The organism is Rhodococcus sp. NPDC006774 (assembly GCF_040636045.1).
In the GTDB taxonomy this organism is placed as follows: domain Bacteria; phylum Actinomycetota; class Actinomycetes; order Mycobacteriales; family Mycobacteriaceae; genus Rhodococcoides.
Genome location: NZ_JBEYIW010000001.1, coordinates 394005 through 408766, shown reverse-complemented (window position 1 = coordinate 408766; position 14762 = coordinate 394005). Strand labels below are relative to the sequence as shown.

General features: G+C 64.2%; 13 protein-coding genes and 1 riboswitch. Of the genes, 11 read left to right on the top strand and 2 right to left on the bottom strand.

Features of this window, described 5'->3' with window-relative positions; translation table 11 throughout:
• Position 1: 1 nt before the first annotated feature.
• Together ABZ677_RS02070 and ABZ677_RS02065 are read left to right on the top strand one after the other, a co-directional pair.
• Entirely contained in the window at positions 2–1030 is a 1029-nt protein-coding gene (locus tag ABZ677_RS02070; RefSeq protein WP_358366357.1) for an FAD-dependent oxidoreductase, read from the top strand.
• A gap of 16 nt (positions 1031–1046) precedes the next feature.
• Positions 1047–1571 carry a GNAT family N-acetyltransferase gene (locus tag ABZ677_RS02065; RefSeq protein WP_358366356.1) on the top strand — a complete coding sequence of 175 codons (525 nt, stop codon included), beginning with the start codon at positions 1047–1049 and terminating at the stop codon, positions 1569–1571.
• 71 nt (positions 1572–1642) lie between these two features.
• Here the strand turns inward: ABZ677_RS02065 and ABZ677_RS02060 are convergent, their stop codons facing one another.
• Both ABZ677_RS02060 and ABZ677_RS02055 read right to left on the bottom strand, forming a co-directional pair.
• Complete coding sequence (locus ABZ677_RS02060) at positions 1643–1981, bottom strand: TfoX/Sxy family protein (protein ID WP_358366355.1); 339 nt, start codon at positions 1979–1981, stop codon at positions 1643–1645.
• A 150-nt stretch (positions 1982–2131) separates the two neighbouring features.
• Positions 2132–3823, bottom strand: coding sequence for a DUF222 domain-containing protein (locus ABZ677_RS02055; RefSeq protein WP_358366354.1), 1692 nt, complete (start codon positions 3821–3823; stop codon positions 2132–2134).
• Between the two features lie 411 nt (positions 3824–4234).
• Between ABZ677_RS02055 and ABZ677_RS02050 the strand changes: the two genes are divergently transcribed.
• From ABZ677_RS02050 to ABZ677_RS02010, 9 genes are all read left to right on the top strand, one after another.
• On the top strand, positions 4235–4786 hold the full coding sequence (locus ABZ677_RS02050; protein ID WP_358366353.1) for a hypothetical protein: 552 nt from the start codon (positions 4235–4237) through the stop codon (positions 4784–4786).
• 276 nt (positions 4787–5062) lie between these two features.
• Positions 5063–5156: riboswitch (SAM riboswitch) on the top strand.
• Between the two features lie 187 nt (positions 5157–5343).
• Positions 5344–6993, top strand: a complete 1650-nt coding sequence (locus ABZ677_RS02045; protein ID WP_358366352.1) for an ABC transporter substrate-binding protein — start codon at positions 5344–5346, stop codon at positions 6991–6993.
• Positions 6994–6997: 4 nt separating this feature from the next.
• On the top strand, positions 6998–7978 hold the full coding sequence (locus tag ABZ677_RS02040) for an ABC transporter permease (RefSeq protein ID WP_358366351.1): 981 nt from the start codon (positions 6998–7000) through the stop codon (positions 7976–7978).
• Positions 7971–8864 carry an ABC transporter permease gene (locus ABZ677_RS02035; protein WP_358366350.1) on the top strand — a complete coding sequence of 298 codons (894 nt, stop codon included), beginning with the start codon at positions 7971–7973 and terminating at the stop codon, positions 8862–8864. Before ABZ677_RS02040 ends, ABZ677_RS02035 begins: the two co-directional genes overlap by 8 nt.
• Positions 8861–10459, top strand: a complete 1599-nt coding sequence (locus ABZ677_RS02030; protein WP_358366349.1) for an ABC transporter ATP-binding protein — start codon at positions 8861–8863, stop codon at positions 10457–10459. The genes ABZ677_RS02035 and ABZ677_RS02030 overlap by 4 nt, the downstream gene beginning before the upstream one ends.
• Positions 10452–11528: an LLM class flavin-dependent oxidoreductase gene (locus ABZ677_RS02025; protein ID WP_358366348.1), complete on the top strand. Its 1077-nt coding sequence runs from the start codon at positions 10452–10454 to the stop codon at positions 11526–11528. The genes ABZ677_RS02030 and ABZ677_RS02025 overlap by 8 nt, the downstream gene beginning before the upstream one ends.
• Positions 11525–12880: an NtaA/DmoA family FMN-dependent monooxygenase gene (locus ABZ677_RS02020; protein WP_358366347.1), complete on the top strand. Its 1356-nt coding sequence runs from the start codon at positions 11525–11527 to the stop codon at positions 12878–12880. Before ABZ677_RS02025 ends, ABZ677_RS02020 begins: the two co-directional genes overlap by 4 nt.
• Complete coding sequence (locus ABZ677_RS02015) at positions 12877–13617, top strand: DUF1684 domain-containing protein (RefSeq protein ID WP_358366346.1); 741 nt, start codon at positions 12877–12879, stop codon at positions 13615–13617. Before ABZ677_RS02020 ends, ABZ677_RS02015 begins: the two co-directional genes overlap by 4 nt.
• A complete protein-coding gene (locus ABZ677_RS02010; RefSeq protein ID WP_358366345.1) occupies positions 13614–14738 on the top strand; it encodes an LLM class flavin-dependent oxidoreductase in 1125 nt (374 codons plus the stop codon). Before ABZ677_RS02015 ends, ABZ677_RS02010 begins: the two co-directional genes overlap by 4 nt.
• Positions 14739–14762: the final 24 nt, after the last annotated feature.

Genomic DNA, 14762 nt, shown 5'->3' with positions numbered 1-14762 from the left:
AATGAAAGTAGTAGTCGTCGGCGGCGGCATCATCGGAGCGTCGTCGGCGTGGCAGATCGCCGAGCGCGGGCATGACGTCACCCTGCTCGAGCAATTCGGGCCGGGACACAAGAACGGTGCCTCGCACGGTAGCTCTCGAATATTCAGACACGCGTACGCCGACGACTACTACGTAGCACTGGCCGCCCGGGCGCACACGCTCTGGCGAGAGCTCGAAACCGCAACCGACACAGAACTGTTGGACATCACAGGAGCTGTCGATCACGGAGATCCGGCTACTGTTGATCCGAGGATCGACGCACTGAGGCGAGCAGGGCTGGAGTTCGAGGTCCTCGAACCTGTTGCTGCGCAGCGGCGTTGGTCCGGTCTTCGGTTCGACACCACAGTGCTGTTCCATGCTGCGGCCGGGCGACTTCACGCCGATCGTAGCGTCGCCGCAGCAACGGCGGCCGCTCGCTCTCGCGGTGCGACGGTCGAATACGAAACTCCGGTGCGTGAGATCTCCGTCTCGGACGTGGTGACCGATACCCACACTTACCGTGCGGACGTGGTCGTTCTCGCGGCGGGAGCATGGACGACCGAGTTCGCGCCGCACGGTGCCACTCGGCCGTTGGTCACCACCCAGGAACAACCGGCGCATTTCGTACCGTTGCGCCCAGACGTGGAGTGGCCGAGCTTCATCCATCATCCCGGCGCACTTCTCGATACTGCGGGCATCTATGGGTTGTCTTCGCCCGACGGTATCAAGATCGGCGAGCATGCCACTGGACCGGTTGTCGATCCGCACACCCGTGACTTCGTGGCCGATCCCGCGGGGGTCGATCGCCTGATCGAGTACGCACGCACGTGGCTTCCTGGAGTGAACGCCGATTCGGCCGACCCGCTGACGTGTCTGTACACCAGTACTCCCGATTCCAACTTCGCCATCGGACGCAGTGGCAACACCGTTGTCGCTGCGGGATTTTCGGGCCACGGATTCAAGTTCGCCCCTGCGATCGGGGAATTGGTCGCAGATCTGGTCGACGAATAATCGAGACAGGAAGCACATGAGCGCAACGTTCGATCTGAACACTCGCAGTGGCGACACCAGTCCAGTACGGCTGAACTTCGTCGAAGTCGATCAGAACGATCCCCTTGCGACGCCTCTGCTGCAGGAGTTGGCGAACGAGTACGCGTCCAGGTACGGCCGTAGTCCCGGCGTTCAGTACCAAGAATTGAAGTCCTATCCCGCGCAGGAATTCGCCCCGCCGGGTGGTGTGCTGGTCATAGCCTTGGCCGACGGCGTTCCTGTGGCGGGAGGTGCGTACCGGCAGTACGACTCGACTACCGCGGAGCTCAAGCGCATCTGGACGTCGAAAGAGCACCGCGGCAGGGGATTCGGCAAACTCGTCGTGGCCGAGCTGGAACGAAGCGCACGCGATCGCGGATATCGCCGGGTGTATCTGACAACCGGCTGGAATCAGCCAGAGGCTGTTGCCCTGTACCTGGCAGCCGGCTACACCCCGCTGTACGACCGGAGCTTGCCGTCCAGGACTGTCGGATCACATCCCTTCGAGAAGAGCCTCGAATGAGTCCGTGGCAGTGAATGCCCGGCTTACTCCGTAGGTGGGGGCGGTACAGCCGAGGAGCGTTTCGGTGCCTGTCAGCCGGTCGCGTTGGTGTTGTGTTCGAGCGCCGCCGTGATCCAGAATTCCAGGGCTTCGTGACTCGCCAGCGCGTCTGCGTCGACGGTGATCCACCCTGCGCCCATCGAGCGGTCCGGGCCCATCACAGCGTGGTGGGTTCCGTCGACCTGGAGGTATTCGGATTCGCGGACCCCATCCACACGAACCAGCAGCGCACGGCTGCCTGTGCCGACACACACCACCACCTTGTCTCGCACCAGGAAAGCCAGACCGCCGAACATCTGCTGCTCGCGCAGACTTTCCTGGTCAGTGAGGATGTCGCGGATGCGATCTGCAAGAAGCTCGTCGTACGCCATGTGCTTGCGCCCCTCCGATGGTCGTTGCCCTCATCGAAGACCTGATCGATACCGCGCGCAACCGTGGATCTTTCGCTGTGCGGCATGCCGTTGGCTTCAGCGCAGGTGTGCGTTACAGGCAGAGCTGTGCCCTGACGCTTGAGTGGGTCGTCATGCGGGTTGTCGTGGTTCTTCGTCGCCTGCATCGTCGTGCTGGTCGGGTGGGTACAGCACTTCCTCGGGGTGGTGTGCGTGATTGATCAGTCCGCGGCGTTTGGGGTCCATCCCCGCCGGTGGATGCCACAGGGTGCGGCCCGGATAGCGATGTCCTGCTCCGGTTTTGGTGGTGGACCATTTGCCAGGTCCGGTGCCGACGAGTGCGTGGTGCATGTCGCAGCCGAAGGTCAATCCGTCGATGTCGGTGTTGCCGCCGTCGATCCAGTCGGTGAGGTGGTGGGCTTGGCACCAGGTGGCGGGGCGGGTGCAGGAGGGGAAGCTGCAGCCGCGGTCGCGGGCGATGAGCACGATGCGTTGGTCGGCGGAGGCGATGCGTTTGGAGCGGCCGAGGTACAACGCTCTGCCGTTGTCGTCGAAGATCGTCAGGTAGTGGTGGTCGTGGGAGGCCATGCGGATCGCGTCGCGGATCGAGACGCGTGATCCGGTGCCGGTCATCGCGTATCCGCAGCCGGCTTCGAGATCTTTCAGGCTCATGGTGACGATCGCGGTGACGGGTAGGCCTCGGTGGGTGCCGAGGGTCCCGGAGGCAAGGGTGTGCCGCAGTGCCAGTTTCAGTGCGTCGTGGTGGCGTTCGCGTTGGGTGCGGAGATCACGAGCGGCAGCAGCCTCCCGCGCGGCTGCCTTGTCCGCGGTGTCGTCGCCGGTATCGGATCCGAAGTGCCCGCCGGGTTCAGTAGCGCCTGCAGTGTCGTCGGGGTCGTCGGGGTCGTCGGTGTCGTTCGACTCTGTGCCGCAACCACAGTCGGCACCCTCGCCGCATTCGCCGTCACCGCCGGTGTTGTCCCACAACCCTGCATCGCTGGGCGTCGACTCGGGTTGCGGCGCAGTGGCGCTACCGTCCCCGCCGCTGCCGTCCCCGCCGTTGTCGCCGCCATCGGTTTCGTCGTCACGCTCATCGTCGTGGACGACCGATGTCGGGTCGGCGGGGTTGTTGACTCCCGGCTTCGCGGCTTTCGAGAACAGGGCTTCGAGGTAAGCCCGCAGCTCGGGGTCGACGCAGAACTTTCCTTCCGACATCCCGTCGGCACCCTGCTCACCGAGATAGAAGAACGCATCCCGTCGCTTCCGCGGCCTCGGCTTCCCGTCCTCGTCTTCGTCGTCGTCGTGGTCGCCGTCGGGGTTGAGGATCGAATCCAGGTTCGCCACCAACGGTGCGAAGTCGTCGGGCCGTCTGGTCGAGGCGAAACCCACCATTTGCTCTTCGGCTCGCTCCCGCGTCTGCGGGTCGACACTCGAGGGCAGATGGCGGAAGAACTCCCGGATCATCTGCACATGCTTGGCGTCGAGCAACCCCGCCCGCAGCGCTTCCGCGGTGTGCGGCAGCAACGGCGGCAGAACTTCGCCCGAGAAGGATGTGCGGTCGCCCAATTCCGCAGCCAGACGCACCCGAGCACCCGCGGCGTGTGGGGTGATCCGCAGCATCCACGCCACCGACGACGGCACCGAACCCGCATACACATCGAGGCCGTGTTGAGCGATCAGCTCGTTGAGCCAGGTATACGAGTACGCCGACAGCGACCGGGTCAGGGTTTCCATCCGTTGGATCACCGCACGCCGGTCGGCGTTCGTCCACGACACCGACGCCTGCCCCGCCAACTCCGCGACAGCGGACTCGACCCGATCCACCAACAACGGACAGTTCGGGATCGGACACGTTAGGGGCGGGCGGCACCGTGTCGATGCCGTCCACCCCTGATCCGCCGTCCCCCGAAAGCATGAACAGAATCTATCGCGACCCACCGACAAGTTCTCGAACGCACGTTCCCATTTGTGATCGGAGGTCGAAAAGCTCGGTCGTGGTCGGAGCGGTCAACTGTGTGGCGGATTACACATTGCTCGCAAGTGTGACGTTGTCGATTTTACGTAACGATGAGTCGCGTAGATGCTGGTGGGGGCGTTCAATATCTCCCAAGGCGGACGGAACGACCGCAGCAGCGTTGCTTGCGTCGGTGACGAAAGCCACTGCTTGGCTGTATCTCCGAACTCGAGTGTCGAGCCGGTGTCCAATGTTGTGTTGACCCAGTGGGGATGATCGACATGAACGACGCATTTCGCTTCGCCGTTTCGTGCAGTTCGCCGAAGGAACTGATCACTCGGCTTCAGTTCGGTACCACGGACCTGTGGCCAGAGGATGCGTCCCTCGCGGCCCGTTGGCGCTACATGGCCGACCTGATCGATTCCGATCGGGGCATTCTCGTCGAACTCGATTGTGCACTGTCGACACCGGTTGTGGACGCACTCGTTGCGACGGCGGAACTGTGCAGACAATCGGCCTCCGAGACTGTGCCCCAATCGGATTGGAGATTTCTCCGTCGCGCCTTGGAATGGCTGAAGGACAGCAGTTCGGACGTCGAGAGTGCTTTGCTCGCGGTGGGCGACGAAGTGGCCCTCGTCGGTCTCGATGGTGAGGAAGAGGACCTTTCTGTCGCGACGTGGTTGTGTATCGAAGTACTCGATCGATTCGCCGCCGAGGACACGATCGGTTATTGGGTGCACCGCATGGATGTCCACGGGTCGAAAGCTGCTCGAAAGCATGCGGATTCGGGCCGCTGTGACATCGAAAGTTCTGAACTGCCGATGGCCGTCTGAGTCAGATACGGCTCACGCTGTTCGCCGGGAACCGGTGGTACACGGCATGTGTTTCAGGAGTACGTGCACGGCGGCCGAGTGGTCTCCCGTTGCGCGACGCACAGTCTCGCCTACCCGATGCACGACGGTTCTGTTGCCTCCCTCCAGCGGCGTCCCGGCCTCGTCGTTCATCGGTTCACGGTCTCATATCGGTGCGGGATTGCACTCTCGAATTCCGCGACGATCCCTACCCCGGTTGGCAAGTGCGCCGACCCTCTCGTAGTATCGGAATCCGTAGGACCATCCAGAGCGACCGAGAGACCTGGCTCTATGACGTCGCAGCAACCCCCCGCTTGTCGGGTGAGGGTGCTACCGCCGGGACCGATGGAGGAAACGCACGTGAATACCCGAGTAGCTGCAGGCTTCGTCACCGGTTGTCGCCGGCTCCATCTCGATCTGTGCCGTCTGAACGGCTCGACCTGTCTTAGCTGACATTCCGGCACCGTACTTTTCGACACCACACCTCATCATCTGCACGTACTCCTTCCTGGGCACACATGGCTCGGATGCGGGAGTTGATGTGCGATCGACCAGATACCGGAGACACCCACGTGTCCACTCGCCCTGTTCTTTTGGTGGCCGGAGTAATCGCCGCCACCGCCTCACTGCTCGCCGGGTGCGCAGGTAGCGCCACCACCTCGGCCGCCGACGCGGGCCCACCGCAGTCCGGAGGGACGCTGCGTTACGGCCTGTCCGGGGCTCCTACCTGCTCCGACCCGGCTCAGGCGGGTACAAATCAAACCATCTACGTCACCCGGCAGGTGGTCGATTCACTTACCGACCAGAACCCTGAAACCGGAGAAGTCGAGCCGTGGTTGGCCGAGAGTTGGGAGGTCGGTGCCGACGCGAAATCCTTCACCTTCCAGCTGAAAGACGGAGTGACGTTCAGTGACGGCTCCCCGTTAGATGCCGCTGCCGTCAAGGCCAATTTCGACGCCATCACCGGCACTATCGGTGCGGCCAAGGCACCGCTCGCTGCCAGCTACCTGACCGGGTATCAAGGTGCCACGGTCGTCGACCCCCTCACCGTCCGCATCGACTTCTCGGCACCCAACGCGCAGTTCCTGCAGGCGAGTTCGACGCCTCAGCTCGGAATTCAGGCCGTTGCAACCTCGGCGCAGTCGGCGGAGTCGCGGTGCTTGGGTACCAACATCGGATCGGGACCGTTCACTTACGCGGACTATCAGCAGGACCGTTCCGTCACTTTGGCCAAGCGGAGCGGATACAACTGGGGCTCTGCGGTATTCGGTCACGAGGGCGAGGCCTATCTGGACCGCATCGAGTTCACCATTGTGCCCGAATCGGGTGTACGCACCGGCAGTCTTTCCTCCGACCAGCTCGACGCGGTGAGCGACGCGCTACCGCAGGACGCTCCACAGATCGAGGCGACCGGTGGCCGGATCCTGACGGCATCCAACCCGGGCGTTCCGTTCGGCATTCAGCCCAACGTCACTCGCGGTGCGCTACAGGACCCGGCCGTCCGGACGGCCCTCGTACCGGCGATCAACCGTCAGGAACTCGTCGACACGGTGCTGGGACCGGACTTTCGCACGGCGACAAGCACGTTGGCCAGCGCTACGCCGGGGTACGTCGAACTCGCCGATGTCACCTACGATCCCGAGAAGTCGAAGTCGCTGCTCGACGCGGCCGGCTGGTTTCCCGGTGCCGATGGGGTCCGTGAAAAGGACGGGCAGAAGCTGAGTTTCAAAGTCATGTACTCGGCCGTGTTCGCCGGCAACCAGGCGATTCTGGAGCTGACCCAGCAGCAGTTGCGCGCCGTCGGCGTCGACCTACAGCTCGAACTGGTGCCCAATTCGGAGGCGACGGCACGGCAAGGCACGAAGGACTACGACGCGACGTACTACAACAGTACCCGCGCCGACGGTGACATTCTGCGCACCTCATTTGCCGTGGACGGTCGGAACTTGAACGCGCGCGGCCCGATTCCGGATCTGGATGCATCGTTGACGGAGCAGCTCTCGACCACCGACGTCGAGGCGCGCAACGAGATCCTCGCAACCGCCCAGCAGCAGGTGCTCGACAACGGACTGTGGATTCCCACCATCGAACTCTCGCAGGCCGTCGGCGCGGCGTCGACAGTGCAGGATCTGAAGTTCGAGGCCTCCGCTCGCCTGCAGTTCTTCGACACCTGGCTGAGCGGGCAGTAGAGCGATGACCCGCTACATCGGACAGCGAGTACTGCAGGCATTGGCAGTGCTGTGGGCTGCATTCACCATCTCGTTCATCGTGCTCTTCCTCCTTCCCTCGGACCCGGTCAGTCTCGCCGTGGACTCGGCAGGCTCGGGTACCCCGGCCGACGCTGCGGCCATCGCTGAACTGCAGGCCCGCTACGGTCTCGATCAGCCGGTGTTGGTGCAGTATTGGCACTCGCTGGTCGGGGCCGTGCAGGGCGACTTCGGATTGTCCATCGCCACCGGCCAGCCGGTGACGACGGCCATTCTCGACGCGGTGCCCAGCACACTCGGTTTGGCGGGGACTGCCCTGGTGCTCGCTGTCGTGTTCGGATCCGCGGTGGCTTACGCCGCCACGTACACCCAGATCGTATGGCTGAAGAACCTGCTGCTCGCGCTCCCACCGCTCGGGGTGGCGGTGCCGACGTTCTGGGTAGGACTACTGCTGCTGCAAATGTTCTCGTTCCGACTGCGCTGGTTCCCGGCGTTCGGTGACGACGGGGCAGCGTCGTTGGTGCTGCCTGCGGTGACACTGGCATTGCCGACCGGTGCTGTCATCGCTCAGGTCCTGGCTACCAGCATGGCGACCACCTGGAAACAACCGTTCGTGGATGTGGCTCGGGCCAAGGGGGTCTCACGCCTTCGGGTGCAGACGCGACACGTCCTGCGACTGTCCTCGATCCCCGCCTTCACAATTGCCGGAGTCTTGGTGGGCACCCTGCTGGCCGGATCGGTGGTGGTCGAGACGGTGTTCTCGCGCGCTGGAGTCGGAAGGCTGACCCAGACATCGGTGCTGGCCCAGGACATTCCGGTGGTGCAGGGCATCGTCGTTCTGACCTCGCTGGTCTTCGTCCTGGTCAATCTGGCAGTCGACCTGCTCTATCCGCTGATCGATCCGCGCATCGTGCGCGAATACCGGCCCGTGCAGGCCAGTGCAGAACCGGAGAAAGCTCATGTCTGACATCCTGATTCGCGAGACCGCCGTCCATTCGGCAGTTCCCCCGGTAGTCGAAGAAGCACCGGCACCCGCGCGGCGCCGGGGTCTCCGAGACGTGCTGAAGCACATCTGGCTCGGTGCCTCCGTGGTCGTGCTGTTGCTGGCTCTCGGGTTCGCGCTGTTCCCGTCCGTCTTCGCCAGCGGCGACCCGCTGGTCGGTACACCGGCAGACAAGCTCCAGGCACCCAGCGCGTCGCACTGGTTCGGCACCGACAACATCGGCCGCGATGTCTTCACCCGAGTGGTCCACGGTTCCGGACTGTCTCTGACGGCAACGCTGTTGGCAGTCGGCATCGCCCTGGTGGTCGGCGCGATCATCGGTCTGGTCTCGGGGGCCGTCGGCGGAATAGTCGACGCGGTGCTCATGCGCATCGTCGATGTGCTGCTGTCGATTCCGACGCTGTTGCTCTCGCTGGCGCTGGTGACCGCTCTTGGCTTCGGCACCGTCAACGTCGCTATCGCCGTCGGTGTCACATTGATCGCGAATTTCGCCAGAGTGATGCGCTCGGAGGTGCTGCGGGTGCGCAGATCGCTGTACGTCGAAGCGGCTTACGCCTCGGGTGTGCGGTGGTTCGAGGTCTTCCGCAGGCACATCCTGAGAAACTCGTACGGCCCTGTGATCGCCCTCGCTGCAGTCGAATTCGGAATGGCAGTGCTTGCGGTATCGGCCCTGAGCTTCCTCGGTTTCGGCGCTGCTCCGCCCACCCCGGAGTGGGGATCGCTGATTTCCGAGGGCCGCAACTTCCTGGCCACCGCCTGGTGGATGACCACACTGCCGGGATTGGTGATCGTGGCCGTCGTCGTGTCCGCGCACCGCCTAGGGCACGCACTCGAGAGGCGATCACAATGAGCCCCATTCTCGAAGTAGAGAATCTGCACGTGAATTACGGTGAGACGACCGCCGTCTCCGGCATCGGGTTCACCGTCGACCGCGGTGAAGTGGTAGCCGTGGTCGGTGAGTCGGGCTCCGGAAAGTCGACGACTGCCCATGCCCTCATCGGTCTGCTCTCGGGTTCCGGCCGCATCGTGGGCGGATCGGTGACGTTCGACGGACAGCGGCTCGACACAGCCTCGGACAAGACCCTGAACCGGTTGCGCGGCCGTCACATCGGGCTCGTTCCGCAGGACCCGACCACCTCGCTGAACCCGGTGGTTCGCGTCGGCGACCAGGTTGCCGAGGTGCTGCGGGTGCACGGCCTCGCAGATCGCCGGTCCGCGAAGGTCGAGGCACTTCGCATCCTCACCGAAGCCGGTCTGGACAACCCCGAGGTGCGGGCGCGGCAGTATCCGCAGGACCTGTCGGGTGGGCAGCGTCAGCGCGTGTTGATCGGAATCGCTCTCGCGTGCCGCCCGGAACTGGTGATCGCCGACGAGCCGACCAGCGCCCTCGACGTCACCGTGCAGCGACGCATCCTCGACCATCTCGACGCCAGGATCGCCGAAACCGGTGCCGCTGTCCTGCTGATCACTCATGACCTGGGTGTCGCTGCGGACAGAGCCGATCGCCTCATCGTCATGAGCGCGGGCCGGATTGTCGAAACCGGCCCCACCGCAGAGGTACTGGCGAACCCGACGCACGCGTACACACGTCAACTGTTGGCCGCTGCGCCGTCGCTGAATACGACCGTACGACCCGCGCGCACCACGGCAGCCGATCCCATCCTGACGGTCAGCGACGTCTCGAAGCGGTTCACCATAGGCCGCGGTGTCCACCTCGATGCGGTCAAGGGAGCCACGTTGACCGTCGAACGTGGGCGGACGGTGTCGCTCGTCGGCGAGTCCGGGTCCGGCAAGTCCACGTTGGCGCGCATCGCGATCGGTCTCGAGACCGCGTCGTCGGGTTCGGTCACGTTCGACGGTGTGGACATCACCGGTCTGCGTGGCAAGGCCAGGCGTGAGCTGCGGCGGCGTGTTCAGATCGTCTATCAGAACCCGTACGCGTCGCTGAACCCGAAGTTGCGCGTCGGCGAGATCGTGCGAGAACCGTTGGACGCGTTCAAGGTCGGCTCCTCGCGCGAGCGTTCCGAGCGTGCCCGGACGCTGCTGGATCAGGTGGCACTCACCAGCGACTATCTGTCCAGACGCCCGGCCGAGCTCTCGGGTGGGCAGCGCCAACGCGTCGCCATCGCCCGCGCGTTGGCTCTCGCACCGGAACTGGTGGTGCTCGACGAGCCGGTCTCGGCCCTCGACGTATCGGTGCAAGCACAGATCCTGACATTGCTCGACGATCTGCAGTCCGAGCTGGGCCTGAGCTACCTCTTCATCTCGCACGATCTGGCCGTGGTCCGTCAGATCAGCGACACCGTGGCCGTCATGCAATCCGGCGTCATCGTGGAATACGGCGACACCGCAGCACTGTTCGACAATCCACAGCAGGACTACACCCGCGAGCTACTCGGGGCCATACCCGGAAGCGCGCACGAGAAAGCGAGCACCAGTGTCTGACAAGCTGTTCCTGACCGCGATAGAGCTGAAAGGCACCGGCGCACATCCGCAGGCCTGGCGTCGCCCTGACTCTCGCGCCGAAGAGGTGTTCACAGCAGGGTTCTGGATCGACCAGTTCCAGACTGCAGACCGAGCGGGTATCGATCTCGCGTTCCTGGGCGATTCGTTCGCCAGTCGGACTCTCGAGGCCGCAGCCATCGCCGCACGGGCAGCCGCCCTCACCGAGAAGATCGGGCTGGTCCCCACGATCACCGTCACACATACCGAGCCGTTCCACATCTCGAAGCAGATCGCCAGCCTGGATTTCGCTTCTCACGGCCGGGCAGGATGGCAGGTCGAGGTGAGTCCGGGTGCCGAGCAAGTGGCGCTGTTCGGTCGGAAAGCGGAGCAGGACAACGGCAGCCTGTGGCGTGAGGCGGACGAGGCGATCGAGGTCGTCACCAGGCTGTGGGACAGCTGGGAGGACGACGCAGAGATCCGCGATGTCGAGTCGGGGCGGTTCATCGACCGAGACAAGCTGCACTACATCGACTTCGAGGGTGAGAACTTCTCGGTCAAGGGCCCGTCGATCACCCCGAGATCTCCTCAGGGGCAGTCGCTCGTCGTGATTCGCGGCGACTCCGCGGAGTCCGTATCGGTGGCCGCCGCGCGTGCCGACATCGTCCGAATCGTCGCCGACACGGTCGAGGAGGCGGCAACGACAGCCGCCCGCATTCGACGGGCCGTCGTCGCCGAAGGTCGGGACCCGGCAGAGGTGTTCGTCCTGCTGGACGTGGAGACGTTGGTATCCGATTCTGCCGCTGAAGAACTCGCTCAGCTCGACAACTGGGCGGGCCACGTCAGAGCCGCTGAGAGCGTGTCGCATATCGGCGATCTCTCGAGCCTGCATCTCCTGCTCGGATCGATCGAAGCGGCCGGCCTCGACGGGGTCACGCTGGTGCCGCTCGCGTTGCCGTCGGGAATCCGATCATTGCCGGCCACCGACACCCGCAGCGGTTCGACTCTGCGCGAGCGTCTCGGCCTGACGCGTCCGGTCAATCGCTTTGCACTCGAAGGGAAGAGCCTGTGACGAAGAAGCAGATACATCTGGGTGCCCATTTCCCCGGCGTCAACAACACCACTGTCTGGGCCGATCCGGAATCGAAGAGCCAGATCGAGTTCGACTCGTTCGTGCACCTTGCCGAATCGGCCGAACGCGGCCTGTTCGACTTCTTCTTCCTTGCCGAAGGACTGCGACTGCGCGAGCACCGCAACAAGATCCACGACCTCGATGTGGTCGGAAGACCTGACACGCTCACCGTCCTCAACGCGCTTGCATCGGTGACGACCAAGCTCGGACTTGCCGGGACGATCAACACCACGTTCAACGAACCGTTCGAGCTCGCCAAACAGTTCTCGTCGCTGGACCACCTGTCCGACGGTAGGGCGGCATGGAACATGGTGACGTCCTCGGACGCGTTCACCGGGGAGAATTTCCGACGGGGCGGCTACCTGGATCGGGCGGACAGGTACGTGCGTGCCAACGAGATCATCGACGTCGCGCGAAAGCTCTGGGACTCCTGGCAGTCCGACGCGTTCGTCGTCGATCGCGAGCGTGGCATCTTCGGTCGCGAATCCGAGATCCGAACCGTGCGGCATACCGGGCCGCAGTTCGATGTCGAGGGCCGCTTCACGCTGCCGCGCAGTCCACAGGGACATCCGGTTCTGTTGCAGGCGGGCGATTCCGACGAGGGCCGCGAGTTCGGTGCGGCCAAGGCCGACGCCATCTTCACCATCCACGGCACGCTCGAGGACGGACAGAAGTTCTACTCCGACATCAAAGGTCGGCTCGCCAAGTACGGCCGCGAGCACGACGACCTGAAGGTGCTGCCCGCGGCGACCTTCGTGCTCGGAGATTCTGCGCAGGACGCGGTCGAGAAGGCGGACCACATCCGGCATCAGCAGGTCAGCGGTAAAACGGCGATTTCGTTCCTCGAACAGGTGTGGGGACAGGACCTGTCCGCCTACGACCCGGACGGGCCGTTGCCCGATATCGAACCCAGCGGCGACGTATCCATCACCCGTGGCCGTGCGCGACACGGCGACCCCAGAACCATTGCCCAGCAGTATCGCGAGCGCGCCGAAGCAGACAACCTGAGCATTCGTGAACTGATCATCGCGATGACGACGCGGCAGCAGTTCGTCGGAACCCCAGCACAAGTGGCCGAGGAGATCGATCGCTACGTGCAGAACAACGCGAGCGACGGCTTCATCCTCGTCCCGCACATCACCCCAGCCGGCCTCGATGAATTCGTCGATAGAGTGATTCCGGAACTTCAGGACCGCGGCAGCTTCCGCACCGAATACGCCGGAGCCACCTTGCGTGACCATCTCGGTCTGCGGCACCCGTACGAACAGCGTGAAGGAGTGCGAGCATCATGAGCGATTTCGAGCAGGACTGGAAGCAATGGCATGCCGACCGAGAGGCGTCCTACGGTGATCCTCTGGGTTGGGTGTCGTTGACCGGTTTGTATTGGCTGACGGATGAATTCGAGACCGTCGTGGACCTTCCCGGCCGTTGGAAGGCCGATGCCGATTCGGTGACTGTCGAGGGGTTCGACGGTGTGACGACGCTCAATCCGGTGGAGGGTGCACCGGGCATCCTGGTCGAGGACGGAGATCGACGGATCGAGGTGATCCGTCGGACCGGTTCGGTCGCGCTGCGGGTACACGACCCGAATGCGCAGACCCTGCAGTCCTACAGCGGTATCCCGATCTACGAGCCGAGCGAGAAGTTCGTTGCCACCGGGACGTTCACGCCGTACGACTCACCGGTCACCGTCATTACCGGAGCAGTGGTGGAAGGACTCGAACACCATCACTCGGCCGTGGGCACTCTCGATTTCGAGTTGAACGGTACCGCTGCGCAACTGATTGCGTTCGGCGGCACCGGCAATGGTCTGAAGGTCCTGTTCACCGATGCCACGAGCGGGGTGACCACCTATCCGGCTGCGCGGATCCTGGCAGTGCCCGCTCCGGTAGACGGCACCGTCGTTCTCGATTTCAACCGCGCTTCCAACCTTCCGTGTGCGTTCACCGACTATGCGACGTGCCCCGTCGCGCCTGCCGAGAACAGACTTACGGTCGCCGTCGAGGCAGGGGAGAAGAACCCGAGATGACGCGAGTTCCGTTGTCCGTTCTCGATCTGTCCCCGATCAGCGAGGGGTCGACCGTCCAGCAAGCGCTGCGAAACACGGTCGACCTTGCGCGCCAGACCGAGGAGTGGGGTTACGAGCGCTATTGGGTGGCCGAGCACCACTTCGTGGCGGCGGCCAGTTCTTCACCCGCAGTGTTGATCGGTCTGATTGCCGCTGCCACCAACCGGATTCGTGTCGGATCGGCTGCGGTCCAGCTGGGATTCACTACAGCTGCTGCCGTCGTCGAATCCTTCGGGACAGTCGACGCCCTGTATCCGGGACGCATCGATCTGGGTGTCGGTAGGTCCGGGCAGCGCAGAGCAGCAGACCTGGCCGGCGCGCAGCAGGCTGGATCCGAGCGCGCGGTGTCTCCGGAGCCCGGTGGACTGTTCCCAGTGGCCCCCGCTGCGGCGGCCCCGCGGAAGACCCCGCTGCTGGCTGCGTCTTTGGCTGCGCTGCAGCAGCCGCACGCTCAGGCCCCGGATTTCCACGATCAGCTCGACGACCTTGCTGCGCTCCTTTCCGGTAGCTACGAGCACGACGGGATTGCTCTGACGGCACGCCCGGGTGTCGGGGCCGACGTGGCGCTGTGGCTGTTCGGCAGCAGTGCAGGGCCGACGGCCCGTGAGGCCGGTGCCCGCGGTCTGCCGTTCGCGGCGAGCTATCACTTCAGCCCGGGGACGACTCTCGAAGCGATCGACGAGTATCGCCGTGCTTTTGTGCCGTCGGCTCGGCAGTCCTCGCCGTACGTGGCGGTGTCGGCCGATGTGGTTGTTGCAGAAACGGATTCGCAGGCGCGAGAGCTGGCAGCGTCTTTCCCGCAATGGGTACACAGCATTCGCAGCGGTCATGGCGCGATCGAGTACCCGGATCCGAAGAACGTGGCACCGCTGACCGGCGAGCAATACGAGCTCGTCGCCGATCGAGTGGACACCCAGATCGTCGGATCCGCGGCAACGGCATCGGACAAGTTGGAGGCGCTGCAGGAAGCAACCGGCGCGGACGAAGTGGTGATCACCTCGGCCACGCACGACCACACGGACCGGCTGCGCTCGTACGAATTGCTCGGTAAGGAATGGGGACTCCCGCGCCTGCGGGTCTGAGCGGAACATTCGCGTCGTGGTGAC

Bases quoted from the DNA above. Each gene is read 5' to 3' on its own strand.
- ABZ677_RS02070 (WP_358366357.1), top strand. From the start codon at position 2: ATGAAAGTAGTAGTCGTCGGCGGCGGCATCATCGGAGCGTCGTCGGCG.
- ABZ677_RS02065 (WP_358366356.1), top strand. From the start codon at position 1,047: ATGAGCGCAACGTTCGATCTGAACACTCGCAGTGGCGACACCAGTCCA.
- ABZ677_RS02060 (WP_358366355.1), bottom strand. From the start codon at position 1,981: ATGGCGTACGACGAGCTTCTTGCAGATCGCATCCGCGACATCCTCACT.
- ABZ677_RS02050 (WP_358366353.1), top strand. From the start codon at position 4,235: ATGAACGACGCATTTCGCTTCGCCGTTTCGTGCAGTTCGCCGAAGGAA.
- ABZ677_RS02045 (WP_358366352.1), top strand. From the start codon at position 5,344: ATGTGCGATCGACCAGATACCGGAGACACCCACGTGTCCACTCGCCCT.
- ABZ677_RS02040 (WP_358366351.1), top strand. From the start codon at position 6,998: ATGACCCGCTACATCGGACAGCGAGTACTGCAGGCATTGGCAGTGCTG.
- ABZ677_RS02035 (WP_358366350.1), top strand. From the start codon at position 7,971: ATGTCTGACATCCTGATTCGCGAGACCGCCGTCCATTCGGCAGTTCCC.
- ABZ677_RS02030 (WP_358366349.1), top strand. From the start codon at position 8,861: ATGAGCCCCATTCTCGAAGTAGAGAATCTGCACGTGAATTACGGTGAG.
- ABZ677_RS02015 (WP_358366346.1), top strand. From the start codon at position 12,877: ATGAGCGATTTCGAGCAGGACTGGAAGCAATGGCATGCCGACCGAGAG.
- ABZ677_RS02010 (WP_358366345.1), top strand. From the start codon at position 13,614: ATGACGCGAGTTCCGTTGTCCGTTCTCGATCTGTCCCCGATCAGCGAG.